Origin of the sequence: Billgrantia desiderata, from assembly GCF_900108215.1 — a bacterium.
Taxonomy (GTDB): domain Bacteria; phylum Pseudomonadota; class Gammaproteobacteria; order Pseudomonadales; family Halomonadaceae; genus Halomonas; species Halomonas desiderata.
The window spans coordinates 46,385-58,950 of the sequence record NZ_FNVC01000016.1 but is presented as its reverse complement, the minus strand read 5'-3'; the positions used below and the strand labels follow the sequence as shown (position 1 = coordinate 58,950).

10 protein-coding genes are annotated in these 12,566 nt (G+C 66.9%); 3 read left to right on the top strand and 7 right to left on the bottom strand.

What is annotated here, in order from left to right:
• Nucleotides 1-11 precede the first annotated feature (11 nt).
• Together C4S71_RS14595 and C4S71_RS14590 are read left to right on the top strand one after the other, a co-directional pair.
• Nucleotides 12-1,520, top strand: coding sequence for a tripartite tricarboxylate transporter permease (locus C4S71_RS14595; protein WP_086510411.1), 1,509 nt, complete (start codon nt 12-14; stop codon nt 1,518-1,520).
• Nucleotides 1,521-1,523: 3 nt separating this feature from the next.
• Nucleotides 1,524-2,546: an AbrB family transcriptional regulator gene (locus tag C4S71_RS14590; RefSeq protein ID WP_103969621.1), complete on the top strand. Its 1,023-nt coding sequence runs from the start codon at nt 1,524-1,526 to the stop codon at nt 2,544-2,546.
• Here the strand turns inward: C4S71_RS14590 and C4S71_RS14585 are convergent.
• The 6 genes from C4S71_RS14585 to C4S71_RS14560 all read right to left on the bottom strand — a co-directional run bounded on the left by C4S71_RS14585 (nt 2,505) and on the right by C4S71_RS14560 (nt 9,419).
• The gene (locus tag C4S71_RS14585; protein WP_103969620.1) at nt 2,505-3,884 is read right to left on the bottom strand and encodes a sensor histidine kinase; all 1,380 of its coding nucleotides are present in this window, start codon (nt 3,882-3,884) and stop codon (nt 2,505-2,507) included. The two genes, C4S71_RS14590 and C4S71_RS14585, sit on opposite strands and share 42 nt — an antisense overlap.
• A 1-nt stretch (nt 3,885) precedes the next feature.
• Complete coding sequence (locus C4S71_RS14580) at nt 3,886-4,554, bottom strand: response regulator transcription factor (protein ID WP_103969619.1); 669 nt, start codon at nt 4,552-4,554, stop codon at nt 3,886-3,888.
• 138 nt (nt 4,555-4,692) lie between these two features.
• Nucleotides 4,693-5,949 carry a flavin-containing monooxygenase gene (locus C4S71_RS14575; protein WP_103969618.1) on the bottom strand — a complete coding sequence of 419 codons (1,257 nt, stop codon included), beginning with the start codon at nt 5,947-5,949 and terminating at the stop codon, nt 4,693-4,695.
• Entirely contained in the window at nt 5,946-6,506 is a 561-nt protein-coding gene (locus C4S71_RS14570; RefSeq protein ID WP_103969617.1) for an OsmC family protein, read from the bottom strand. The genes C4S71_RS14575 and C4S71_RS14570 overlap by 4 nt, the downstream gene beginning before the upstream one ends.
• Nucleotides 6,507-6,609: 103 nt before the next feature.
• Nucleotides 6,610-7,158 (bottom strand): DUF4242 domain-containing protein, encoded by a 549-nt coding sequence (locus C4S71_RS14565; RefSeq protein ID WP_086510417.1) that lies wholly within the window; start codon nt 7,156-7,158, stop codon nt 6,610-6,612.
• Nucleotides 7,155-9,419 carry an ATP-binding protein gene (locus C4S71_RS14560; protein ID WP_160113396.1) on the bottom strand — a complete coding sequence of 755 codons (2,265 nt, stop codon included), beginning with the start codon at nt 9,417-9,419 and terminating at the stop codon, nt 7,155-7,157. Before C4S71_RS14560 ends, C4S71_RS14565 begins: the two co-directional genes overlap by 4 nt.
• A gap of 171 nt (nt 9,420-9,590) precedes the next feature.
• Here C4S71_RS14560 and cysK point away from each other — a divergent pair, with 171 nt between their 5' ends.
• Nucleotides 9,591-11,081: a cysteine synthase A gene (gene cysK, locus C4S71_RS14555; RefSeq protein WP_103969615.1), complete on the top strand. Its 1,491-nt coding sequence runs from the start codon at nt 9,591-9,593 to the stop codon at nt 11,079-11,081.
• Between the two features lie 531 nt (nt 11,082-11,612).
• Here the strand turns inward: cysK and C4S71_RS14545 are convergent.
• The gene (locus C4S71_RS14545; protein WP_103969614.1) at nt 11,613-12,476 is read right to left on the bottom strand and encodes an oxygen-binding di-iron domain-containing protein; all 864 of its coding nucleotides are present in this window, start codon (nt 12,474-12,476) and stop codon (nt 11,613-11,615) included.
• Between the last annotated feature and the right edge of the window lie 90 nt (nt 12,477-12,566).

Genomic DNA, 12,566 nt, shown 5'->3' with positions numbered 1-12,566 from the left:
GGAGCGACACCATGATCGATCTAGCTGCGGTCGAGCAGGCGCTCGCGCTGCTCTTCACCAATTTCAGCCCCTGGATGGTGGTCGTACCGGGCATCATCATCGGCCTGATCTTCGGGGCCACGCCGGGCCTGCAGATATCCATGGCCATGGCGATCTTCCTGCCCATGACGCTGTACATGGACTTCGTGCAGGCCATGCTCTTCCTCACGGCCATCTTCACCGGTGGCTCCTTCGGCAGTGGCATTCCGGCCATCCTGATGAACATTCCCGGGACCTCCTCGGCCATTGCCACCGCCTTCGACGGCTATCCCATGGCGCGCCAGGGCAAGCACAACCAGGCGCTGGGCGTGGCGCTGGCCTCGTCCGTCATCGGCGTGCTGATGGGTTACCTGATCCTGTTCCTGATGATCCAGCCGCTCTCCTTCATGGTGCTGAAGCTGGGGCCGGCGGAGATGTTCGCCGTCATCCTGTGGGGCATGACGCTGATCGCCACCCTGCGGGGCGAGCATATGCTGAAGGGGCTGATGGCCGGTTTCGTCGGCATGCTGGTGGGCACCATTGGCTTCAACGAGCTGGGCATGGCCAGGGGCACCATGGGGCAGACCTTCCTGCTCGACGGGGTGCCGGTCATCCCCGCGATGATGGGTATGTTCGCGGCTTCGGAGCTGTTCAAGCTGGCCAACAAGGGCTACATCGTCGAATCGGAAGCCTCGCGCAAGGTCAAGATCTCGGAAATCTTCCAGGGCTTCAAGATGGCCGTGACGTATCCCTGGGTACTGATCCGGGGTGGCTTCATCGGCGTGTTCGTCGGCGCCGTGCCGGGGGTGGGGTCGTCGGTATCCAACCTGCTCTCCTATGTGGAGACCCAGCGCCGCGACAAGGACCCGAGTTCGTTCGGCAAGGGCAACCCCAAGGGCGTGGTGGCGTCCGAGTCGGCCAACAGCACTTCCGAGGCGGGCTCCATGGCGACACTGCTGGCGCTGGGCATCCCGGGCGGGGGCGCCACGGCGGTGATGCTGGCGGCTTTCGCCATGCACAACATCACCGGTGGGCCGCAGTTCATCCGTCAGCAGACGGATGTGGTCTACGCCATCATCTTCGCCAACTTCGCCCAGGTGTTCCTGCTGATGGTGATCGGGCTGCTGTTCATCCCGCTGCTGGCCAACATCGTCAAGGTGCCGATGCGCTACCTGATTCCCTCGGTGCTGGTGCTGGCGGTGATGGGCTCCTTCGGCTTGACCGGCAACATGACCGGACCCGCCACGGTGCTGATCTTCGCGGTGGTCGGCTGGCTGCTGCGTCATTACGGCTATTCGGTGCCTGCCGCCGTGATCGGCATGCTGCTGGGGGCCATGGCGGAGAAGTCGCTGCTGCACTCCTACCAGATCAGCGGCGGCAACCTGGCCTACGTGCTGGAGCGGCCGGTAACGCTGATCATCCTGGCCTTGTTGCTCATCTCGCTGTTCGGTCAGCACCTGGTGAACTGGTTCCGGCGGCGCCGCCAGCCGCTCGGCGCCTGAGCGATGGGGCTGCGTACCGTTTCGACGTTGTCGATCGGGGCTCTGGGTGGCGCTGTCGCCACCCTGGTCTCGTTGCCCATGGCCTGGATGCTGGGGCCGCTGTTCGCGGTGCTGATTGCTTCATTGGCCGGCGTAAGAGCGGGTATCGACAAGCGGCTGCATCGCGGTTCCATCGCCATGCTGGGGCTGTTCATCGGTAACCGGATCGAGCTGGGCGAGCTGTCGCACCTGCTGGAGTGGTATCCCAGCGTGCTGGCCATGCTGGCGTACATGGGCTTGATGCTGACCGGCGGCGCCTGGCTGTTCTCCAGCAGCGGGATGAGCCGGCTGAGCGCCGTGTTCTGCTCTTTCCCGGGCAGCATGAATGCCACGGTGATCCTGGCCGAGCGTCTGGGCGTGGACATCCGCTGGATTGCCATCACTCACGCCATGCGTCTGGTAATCGTGGTGGCATCGGCGGCCTTCATGGCCAGCTACCTGGCCGGAGGCATTGCACTGGGTGAGGGCAACGGCGTGAGCTGGGCGGGCGTCTCTCTGCTGTTGCTGGCACCTGCTTCCTGGTGGCTGGGCCGGCTGCTGCGCTTTCCGCTGCCGGAGTTCCTGGGGCCCATGGCCGTAGGGGTGGTGCTGGCGAGCCTGGGCCATGGGGTGGCGCTACCCGATGTGCTGCTGGTGGCCACCTTTCTGGTGCTGGGCAGCTCGGTGGGGGCGCGCTTTGCCGGCACGCCTTGGCAGCGGGTCGTCCAGGTGGGGCGCTACGGGCTGCTGTTCGGGCTTTATGCCGTGTTGATGGCGGTGGCCACCGCCTGGCTGTTGGCGAGCTTCACGACGCACTCCTTCACGGCGGCGCTGCTGGCGCTGCTACCGGGCGGTGTCGGGGAAATGGCGGTGATCGCGGTGGCGCTGGACGTCGACCCGCTCTACGTGGTGTCGCACCATGTGCTGCGCCTGCTGCTGCTGATTCTGGCGACACCGGCGATCATTTCACTGGGCAGGTGGCTGGGGGAAGGTCACCGTCACCGTTAGCCCTTGCCCCGGTGGGCTGTCGAGTGCCAGCGTGGCGCCGTGGGCGCGGGCGATCTCGTCGACGATGGCCAGGCCAAGCCCACTGCCCGGCGTTTCGGGGCTGGCACGGTAGAAGCGCTCGGTCAGTCTGGCCAGCTGCTCCGGGCTCACGCCGACCCCGTCATCGCTGACCCGCAATTGCACCGCTCCCTCGCTGCGGGAAACCCGCACGTAGATGGTGCCGCGATAGGGCTGGCTGCCGCCGGCATGCTGGCTGGCGTTCTCGACCAGATTCTGGATCAGCCAGCGCAGCATCACGCTGTCCGCCATGACAAAACAGTCGCTCTCACGTTCGCAGAACTCGAGCTCCTGACCGCGCTGGTAGATCCGCGAAATCGAATCGGTGCATGCCACCCGGCTCAGCTCGGCGAGGTCGGCGATGGCCATGGCGGAAGTATCCACCAGTTCGTGGCGCGCCTTGGCCAGGGTGAGCAGCTGCTGCACCGTGTAGCCTGCGCTCTCGGCGATACGCCCGATCTCCTCAAGGCTGTTCCTGGCTCGCGGGTCGATGGACTGGCGGGAGGTGAGCTCCGCCAGGGCGCGAATCTCCGAAATGGGCGTGCGCAACTGGTGCGATACATCGGCATTGAACTGCTGGGTGTTGTGAATGCTCTGGCGCATTCGCATCATCAGGCCATTGATGCTGGCGACGAGCGTCGAGACTTCCCTGGGCACTTCGGCTTCGATCGGCTCGAGGTCGTTCTGCGAACGGCGGCGCAGCGAGCGGCTGATCGAGCGTAGCGGGGCCAGGCCGCGATGAATGGCGAGCAGGGCGATGGTCACGGCCAGCAGGCCGCCGATGGCGATCAACACCGAGAGCGTGAGCAGAAACTCGTTGATCATGTTCTGCCTGGCTTCGGTCGATTCGGCCACGATCACTTCGATCTGGCCGCTGCGGGTGGAGCGCACCACGGGGAAGGTGGTGGCCACGGCACGCAGCGTATTGCCGGCGTAGCGGGTGTCGTAGAACAGCGGCTCGTCGAGGTCGCCGGGCGGGTCTGCCAGACCGTCGAAGCCCGCCAGCATGTTGCCCTCGGCATCGCGTATCCGATAGAAGATCTTGCCATCGCCGCGGCTGCCCAGGGTGCTGATGCTGAAGTAATGCATGTTGATGCGCAGCTCGCCGTCTACCGAATAGATGCGTCGCTCCAGGCGCTCCGCAGCGTTGAGCAGCATGTCGTCGAAGGTCTCGGTGATCTGGTGGGAGAGCACGTAATAGCTGGTGGCGAGGGTCAGCAGGCCGACCAGAGTAAAGGGCAGGCCGATCCACAGCAGCAGGCGGGAGCGAATGGAAGTCATGTCAGCTGGACTTGGTGTCGAGCAGGTAGCCGAGGCCGCGTACGGTGCGCAGCTGGATGCCATCGCCCAGTTTCTTGCGCAGGCGCGAGATGTAGGTCTCGATGGCGCTGGGGGAGACGGCATCGTCCAGGTCCGATAGCCGGTCGATCAGCTGCGCCTTGCTCACCAGGCGCCCCTGATTGATCAGCAGATATTCGAGTACCTCGCGCTCACGCCGGTGTAGCGTGACCGGCTGGCCAGCGACCAGTACGGCCGGGCTGCCGGAAGGCAGCTCGATGTCACCGCACTGCAGGCTATTCTCGCCGAACTGCTTCGCCCGACGCACCAGTGCCTTCGCCCTCGCCACCACCTCCACCAGCGAGAAGGGCTTGGCCAGGTAGTCGTCGGCACCCTCCTCCAGGCCGAGCACGCGCTGGTCCAGGGCGTCCCGCGCCGAGATGATCAGCACGGGCGTCTTGTCGTGCCGGCTGCGCAGGCGGCGCAATAGATGAATGCCGTCCAGCTCGGGCAGGCCTAGGTCCAGCAGGATCAAGTCGAAGGAGAGCGTTTGCAGCAGGTGCTCGGCGCTGCGACCGTCGCCGCAGGTCTCCACCTGGAAGCCCGCCTCGCCGAGGAAAGTGGCGATGGAGGTGGCCAGGTTCGGGTTGTCTTCGATGACCAGAGCTTTCACATGTCATCCCGGATTTAAGTCTGAAGAATGTGGATGATAAAGGATCCTGAGGCTCAGCGCTGTTCCGAGTGGGCGCGGTCGATGGTGAGAAGCCCCAGCCGCTCACCCCGAGTGGCTGGGGCTTGGCGATTGCGGGGCTCATGCAAGGCTGCCGTGGTGCGTTTTCGCCTTGGCCAGCCAGGCGGCCAGGTGGGCGCTGAGTTCGGCGGCGTCGTCATCGGCGCCGTGGATGGCGCCCGACTTGCGCCTTCGCATGAAGGGCAGGCCCATGGCGTAGAGGCCGGGTGCTACAACGCCGCCTTCGTGACGCAGGCGCCCGCGGGCGTCGAACGCCGGTACCTGGAGCCAACTGAAGTCGGGACGAAAGCCCGTGGCCCAGAGCACCGTCTTGATCTCACCGGCAGCCAGGTCTAGGCCCAGGCAGGGCCGCGGCAGCACCCGGGTGGACGCTGGGCGCTCCGGGGCCGGCAGGGCGTCGTGCCAGCCATGGGCGATGGCCCAGGCGTCCAGGTTGTCGAGCAGCCGCGACAACTTGAGATCCGCCGCGGTGCAGTGAACGGCCAGCGAGCCCGAGAACTGCAGCCGGGTGCCGGCAAGGCCGGCCAGACGCCCCACCAGGCGAACGCCACGCCCGCTCAGGACGTTGAGGTCGAGATCCTCGGACGTGGCGTTGCCCAGCAGCTGCGGCGAAGGCTGGCGCCGGGCGCGGGCGAGATCTTCCACCTCGTCGAAGCGCTGGTCGAGCAGGCCGGCATGCTCCAGCCACCATTGAATGTCACGGCCGCGGTAGCGTCGCGGCAGGCGCAGGTGCTGCCCCACGGCCAGCGTGACGGGACGACCGCTGCGCTGAAGCTCGTCGGCCAGCTGAACGCCGGTGGCCGAGGCGCCTACCACCAGCACGCCGCCTTCTGGCAGCTGTCCCGGGTGACGGTAGGCGTGCGGCGTCAGGCTCATGATCCATGGCGGCAGGGCCGCCGCCATGGCAGGCACGACGGGGAGCTGGCAGGCGCCGGTGGCGATGATCGCCGCGCGGCAGCGCCATTCGCCCCGGTTGGTGACGAGCCGGTAGCCGTCCTCCGCCTGGTGCAGCGCGAGCACCTCGGTTGCGGTATGCAGCGGGGCCGAAAGGCCCCGTGCATAGTCGTCGAGAAAGGCGATCAGCTCCGGCATGCTCATGAAGCCTTCCGGCTCCGGCCCGGTGTAGGCCTGCCCGGGCAGGCGGCACTGCCAGTTGGGCGTGAGCAGGCGCAACGACTCCCAGCGTTCGTGGCGCCAGGCGTTGGCCACCTCGCCGCGTTCCAGCACCACATGGTCGATGCCGTGCCGGGCCAGATGATGGCTCATGGCGAGCCCGGCGTGCCCGGCGCCGATGACAACGGCGGTGACGCTTTTCATTTCAGCTCGACCTTCACGTGGGTGGGATTGGTCAGCAGGTCGTACACGGCCGAACGCTTCTGCGATTGGGCGACCAGCGCCTCGATATCCGCGCGGCTGGCGTCGGCGTCGATCTCGAACGTCACGCGAATGTCGTCGAAGCCGTTGCGCACCTCCGGGTCCATCCCGAGGATGCCCTGGATGTCCATGTCGCCCTCCACCATGGCCTTGACCGAGCGCAGCTGGATGCCGCGATGCTGGGCTACGGCGGCAACGCCGGCGGTGAGGCAGGCTGCCAGTCCGACGAGCACGTATTCCACCGGAGTGGGGCCCTGGTCTTCGGCGGCGAACACTTCGGGATGGTCCGCCTGGTAGGTGAAGCGTGAGCGATGCCGCTGGGTTTCGCCGAGGCCGTGGAAGTCCTCGACGGCGATCTGGCTGTGCGTGCCGCGAATCCAGTCGCAGTGAGCGCGCCAGGTGAAGCGGGCAGCCGCCGGAGCCTGGGCCAGCGCTTCGCGGGCGCCGAGCAGGGCGGTGACGTTGACGCCGTTGTCGATCGGTTGAGTGATGGTGTGCATGGAGCTCTCCTTCTTTGTTTTCTCGTCGTGGGTGACCGTCAGCGGTCAGGAACGAGATTCGGTGGGGCACGTGAGACCCAGCGTGGGAGAGGGCGTGGTTTTTTCAGGGCTGCGCCGTGGTATCGGCCGGTACGATACGCTGAAAGGCCCAGATACTGCTGACCGGCATGCCGGCCTGATGCTGGGCCAGGCGTACCGATTCGGCATCGGGCGCTTGGTAGAGGCAATGCATGCGCTGCCGGTCGAGGGAGAAGTGAGTGCGCAGGAAGCGTACGCGATGGTTGGACAGACAGGCGGCCCCGGCGTTTTCCAGGGCCTGGATCGCCTCGAAGGTGACGGGGGCGGCGAAGTGACGTTCGACCAGCACGTTGCCTTCCGCCAGCTCTGAGTCTTTCAGGCCCGGTGCAGCATGCACGGTGCCGCCCCACAGCGAACTGACATCGGCCCCAGCCTGGCGCAGGCCGATACGCGCCGATTCCACGTCGGGTGCCTGAAAATGACAGACCAGGCGTTGCCCATCTCGTGCCAGCAGGCTTTCCTGCCATTGGATCCGATGCAGATCGAAGCATGGCTGTCCTTCCAGGGTCAGGGCACGCACCACCTTCGATCCGAGAGGGCGCGGGAGGCGGCGCTCCAGGAACACGTCGATCATGCTTCGTCCTCGGCGGCAGGTTGCTCCAATAGCGTGTGACAGCGTCGCCTGACCCAATCCGCAATGGGCTCCTGCAGCAGACTTTCGGCGGCCTGGGCATGCTCACGCCGTTCGTCTTCGTCACCCAGGCGGCGGGCGCACTCGGTCAGCAGGGCGTGGGCCAGCAGCTGCTCGCTGCGACGTTCGAGCACATGGGCATGCTCCAGAGCCTCGCCGGCGCGCTGCCTGGCCGTTTCGGTTCGAGCGCGAGCGAGATCGAGCCGTGCCGCCTGCAGCAGCAGCGTGGCCAGGCGATGGCGGGCATCGGCGTGGCGCAGGGTGACGAGCGCGACGCCGAAGGGGGCGGAGTCGTCCTCGAGGGCATAGGAACACAGGGCCGCGGCAGCGTCGGCATAAGGTGCCTCGCTGCCGTCGCGCAGGCGCTTGCCGAGTTCCTGCAACTGGACGCAGCGCTCTTGGGCCTGGCGGTAATCGTCGCGCTCCAGGTCGATCAGCAGCAGCGACTCCTGCGCCTGGAACTCGCCCAGTCGGTCGCCCATGGCCTTGCACAGGGTGCGAGCCTCGCGAAAGTAGCCCGCCGCCTTGTCGAAGCGATCCTCATGCAGGCTGAGCAGGCCTTGGGCCAGGGGGATGGCGGGATGGCCGATGTGCTGCCGAGTGGCCAGTTCGCGTGCCTGCTCGAGCAGCTCGGCCGCCTGGCCAAGGTCGCGCTCCAGCATGGCCAGACAGCGCGCGGTTTCCGCCATGGCGATGACCTGCTCGCGGTCATCGCCGCAGCGGGTTGCGCGCTCCGCCTGGAGAGTCTGCTCATGGGCGTCGCTCCACTGGCCGTGAGCCCAACGGATATGGCTGGCCAGCTGGTAGCCGAGCCGGGCATGGGCGAGGGCGCCGTGCTCCAGCGCCTGCTCGGCCAGCGCCACCACTGCGCCGACACCTGCCTCCCAGTCCGCCAGTGGGGCGGCGCTGTAAAGAATCTCGTGCAGTTCGATGGCGAGACAGACACGCTGGGTGCCGGTCATGCCATCGGTCAGGGCCAGGCCCTGCTGGGCGAAGCGCTGGGCTGCTTCGTTGGCGAAGTTGCGCAGACAGAAGCGCCCGGCTTCGATCATGGCCCGGGCTGCCAAGTCGAGGTCGCCGCTGGCCTGGGCGTGGTGTGCCAGCCGACTGGCCTGGCGCATGTCGTTGAGGGGGCTTGCGGCGAGCCATTCGGCGATGCGCCGGTGCATGGTCTGTCGCCGTACCGGGGAAATGGCATCGTAAAGCTCGGTTGCCATGGCGCTGTGCGTGAAGCGCAGGCCTCGAGCGTCGCTTGAGAGCCAGTGATGGCGTTCGGCCACTTCCAGGGCGATACCGAGGCGATTGGTATCGAGACCCGAGACCTGGCCCAGGGTGGTGAAATCGGGATCCGGTGCCAACAGCGCGGCCCAGCGCATCACTTCCAGGGTGTCGCCCGTCAGGTCCGGATGGATTTCCCCCGTGCCCACCGCTCCTGCGGCGTGGGGAGTCGCGGTATCGACATTCTCCGGCAGGGGAGGCAGTGAGGACTTCGGCTCCCGCCAGGCACGCAGCAACTGGCCGTTGAGCGGCAGGCCCGCCTCGCGGATGAGCCGCACGCCCAGTTGCAGCTGCTGTTCGGCCTCGCGCGGGCGGTGCAACGCCAGCAGCAGACGCACCAGTTGCGCACGCGCCGTTTCATTGAAGGGCGCCAGGCGTACCCAGGCATGGGCGTGGGGCAGGGCATGCTGCGGAGAGTCGGCCAGACGCTCGACCAGGGTCGTCAGCAGGGTCGTCTGGGCGCGTATGGCCGCTTCGCGTTCGGCCAGGCACCAGCCGTGGAAGTCATGAAAGCGGTCCAGCTCCAGCCCCTCCAGAAAGGGGCCACGGTAGCGGTTGGCAGCATGCTCCAGCGCTTCGATGTCGGCCTCTGCCAGGCCGCCGTTGCACAGCGCATGCAGGCCGGCCACGTCGATGTCGATGTCGGAGGTATCCAGGCTCACGGCGAGCCGGTCGGCTCGCAGTCGTGGCCGACCTGGTGTGTCCACCAGTCGACGCAGCTTCGACAGGCTCCAGCGCAGCGAGCCCCGGGGATCGTCGGGAAGCTCCCACAACAGATCGCACAGGTGCTCGCGGCTCAGGGGGCGTGAATGACGGGCCAGGTAGGCGAGCAGGGCGCGGGTCTTGCGGGAAGGCGGCAGCGACAATACCTGCCCGTCCCGAATGACTTCGAGATCGCCAAGCAGGTTGAGGGTCAGCGTGTTCATGTCCGGACCCGATGTTGTCACGCTAGCAGTATAGTCGCCGATCGCGCCGGGCTGGCCGGTCATTTTCAACTCCGTCTTCAAGGACGTCGCCAGAAAAACCACGCTGGCTCACACGCCGGCTTCCTCGCCACGGGGCGAAGCTGTCGGCATGCCCATCCGAGGAGACCCATCATGACCCGTTACGCCAGCATTCTGGACACCATCGGCCGCACTCCGCTGGTGCGACTCGCTCGGCTTGCGCCGCCGACGGTTAACGTGCACGTGAAGGTGGAGGCCTTCAATCCCATGGGCTCGGTCAAGGACCGTATGGCGCTGGCGGTGATCGAAGCGGCCGAGCGCAGCGGCGACCTGCGCCCGGGCCAGACGGTCATCGAGGCCACCAGCGGCAACACCGGCATCGGCCTGGCCATGGTCTGCGCACGCAAGGGCTACCCGCTGGTGGTGACCATGGCGGAAAGCTTCAGCCTGGAGCGGCGACGGCTGCTGCGTTTCCTCGGTGCCCGCGTGGTACTGACGCCGGCCGCCGAGAAGGGCAGCGGCATGCTGGCCAAGGCAATCGAGCTGGCAGAGAGGCACGGCTACTTCCTGTGCCGCCAGTTCGAGAACGAAGCCAACGCCGAGGTGCACAGTCGCACCACGGCAAGGGAAATACTCGACGACATGCAGGGCGAGCCGATTCATGCCTGGGTCAGCGGCTTCGGCACCGGTGGCACGCTCAAGGGCGTGTCCCGGGTGCTCAAGGCGGCCGATCCGCGTATTCGAATCGTCGTTGCCGAGCCCGACAACGCCCCGCTGCTTGGCAGCGGCGAAGTGCAGCCGGCAGGCGTCAGTCATCCGCGTTTCCGCCCGCACCTGATGCAGGGCTGGAGCCCCGATTTCATCTCGCCGCTGACCCAGCAGGCGGTAGCCGCCGACATGGTGGACGACGTCGTGCCGGTGGCCGGGGATGAGGCGCTGCGGCTGGCCCGAGAGCTGGCCCGCAAGGAGGGCATCTTCGTCGGCATTTCCGCCGGTGCGACCCTGGCTGCGGCGCTGGAGGTGGCAAGGCGAGCGCCGGCCGGCAGCCATATCGTCTGCATGCTGCCCGACACCGGTGAGCGCTACCAGTCCACCCCGCTGTTCGAGGGCATCGAGGACGAGATGAACGAGGAAGAGCTGGCGCTTTCGCGCTCAACGCCCGGGTGTCGTTTCGATGTGCCCGCGCCACGTCCGGCGACCGTTGCCGCAGCGGCGGCCGTACAGCCGGTGGCTACGGCGTACGATGTCGAGGCCGAGCGATGCCTGGAGGCGTGCCTGGCCCAGGCGCCGGTGGTGATGTTCTCCCTTGCCTGGTGCGAGTTCTGCTGGGCGGCGCGCAAGCTGTTCGCCCGGCTGGGGGTCGACTACCTGAGCGTGGATCTCGATTCACCCGCCTATCAGACCGACGACATGGGCGTGCGCCTGCGCCCGGTGCTGGCGCGGCGTTGCGGAGCGCCGACCATCCCGCAGATCTTCATCGGTGGCGAGCCCCTCGGCGGCTGCAGCGAGCTGTTCGAGGCATGGCACGACGGCAGCCTGGGGCGGCGACTCGCCGCCTGCGGCGTCGCCTTTGATGCCGAGGCCATTATCGACACCGGGCTGCTGCTGCCGGCCTGGCTGCATCCACGTTCCGCCACGGCCTGAGGGAGAGAGAGCCATGAGCTATATCGCAACGAAGCCACCCGAGCAGGCCGAAGGCGAGGTGCAGGCCATGTATCAGCGCCAGCAGGCGCACTTCGGCTACCTGCCCAACTACGCCCGGCTGTTCTGTCATCGCCCCGAGGTGATGAAGGCCTGGGCGACGCTGATCGCCACTATCCGCCGCCCCATGGAGTCGCGCCGCTACGAGCTGGTGACCGTTGCCGCCGCCCGGGCCCTGGGCAACTCCTACTGCTCGTTGGCCCATGCCAAGTTCCTCTCGGAGCTGGTGGGCATGGAGGCCACCCAGGCCGTGCTACTCGGTGAGGAAGGCGCACCCGACCCGGTCGAGCGCGACATCATGGCCTTTGCCGCCAAGGTGGCCTGCCGCGCTCAGGAGGTCGGCGCCGAGGATATCGAAACACTGCGCGCCCATGGGCTTGCCGATGACGAAATATTCGACATCGTCGCCGTGGTCGCCGGGCGCGCCTTCTTCACACGCATTCTTGACGGTCTGGGTGCCGAGCCCGATGCCGCCTACCGCGAACTGCCCACCAAGCTGGCCGCGGCGCTTTGCGTGGGCAGGCCGATAGCGTCGCCCAGTGCCTCAGCCACGGTTTCGATCGCCTGCGGATCGATCCCGGTGCCGGGGCCAGAACACCAGGCGGAGTGCACCATGGCGGTAAGTTCCTCGACGCCACCCTCGGCCACCGGCAAGTGACCGGAGAGTACCGTGGTCGGCGCCAGGCGCTCCAGGCCATGCAGTGCGCGGCCCAGGGCAGCGCGGTCGGCCGTGGCCAGCCAGGGAGCATCGATCGCTGACCAGGCCACCAGGCCATCCCGTAGCGTGGAGGTCGCAATCTCCCTGACGCTCTCGGCCGGCTGAGGAAGCAGGGCGCCGAAGCTGTCGGCGGCAAACAGGGTTCGCGAGCGAGTATCGAAGAAGCCGAGGGTTTCCGGTGCGTCGTAGTAAGGCGGACGCAGCGGAACCAGCTCGCGATCTCCCAGCGTGAGTCGTGCACCGGGCTCCAGCAGGTGCACGCGACTGACGTCGAGGCCGAGCAGCCCCATCTTGCCCATGCCGAGGAAACTGGTCACGACCCTTGCCTTGGGGGCGCGCTCCAGGATGCGGGACAGATTGCCGATATGGTCGGCATCGGTATGGCTCAGCCAGATCCAGCGCAGGTCGGTGAGGTCGATCTCCGCCTCGAGGGCATCGAGGAACGAGTCGCCGAGTGCGGCCAGGCCGGTGTCGACCAGAACCGGCTCACTCCCCTTGTGCAGGAAAGCGTTGATCGCCAGGCCGCCCATGCCGGGCAATGGCAGGAAGGCGGGCAGTACATGCCAGTCGCTCCCGGCCTTGAGGGTGTGCAGCATCGTTGGGTTGTTTTCGTGGCTCATGGTGGCCTCCGCTGGGCTCTCGTTTTCAGTGAACACCGTTGTTCACATCGAGAGTGATAAGCTCGGCGGAGCCGCTTGTCAAGCTTTGAG

Bases quoted from the DNA above. Each gene is read 5' to 3' on its own strand.
- C4S71_RS14595 (WP_086510411.1), top strand. From the start codon at position 12: ATGATCGATCTAGCTGCGGTCGAGCAGGCGCTCGCGCTGCTCTTCACC.
- C4S71_RS14590 (WP_103969621.1), top strand. From the start codon at position 1,524: ATGGGGCTGCGTACCGTTTCGACGTTGTCGATCGGGGCTCTGGGTGGC.
- C4S71_RS14585 (WP_103969620.1), bottom strand. From the start codon at position 3,884: ATGACTTCCATTCGCTCCCGCCTGCTGCTGTGGATCGGCCTGCCCTTT.
- C4S71_RS14575 (WP_103969618.1), bottom strand. From the start codon at position 5,949: ATGAAAAGCGTCACCGCCGTTGTCATCGGCGCCGGGCACGCCGGGCTC.
- C4S71_RS14570 (WP_103969617.1), bottom strand. From the start codon at position 6,506: ATGCACACCATCACTCAACCGATCGACAACGGCGTCAACGTCACCGCC.
- C4S71_RS14565 (WP_086510417.1), bottom strand. From the start codon at position 7,158: ATGATCGACGTGTTCCTGGAGCGCCGCCTCCCGCGCCCTCTCGGATCG.
- C4S71_RS14560 (WP_160113396.1), bottom strand. From the start codon at position 9,419: ATGAACACGCTGACCCTCAACCTGCTTGGCGATCTCGAAGTCATTCGG.
- cysK (WP_103969615.1), top strand. From the start codon at position 9,591: ATGACCCGTTACGCCAGCATTCTGGACACCATCGGCCGCACTCCGCTG.
- C4S71_RS14545 (WP_103969614.1), bottom strand. From the start codon at position 12,476: ATGAGCCACGAAAACAACCCAACGATGCTGCACACCCTCAAGGCCGGG.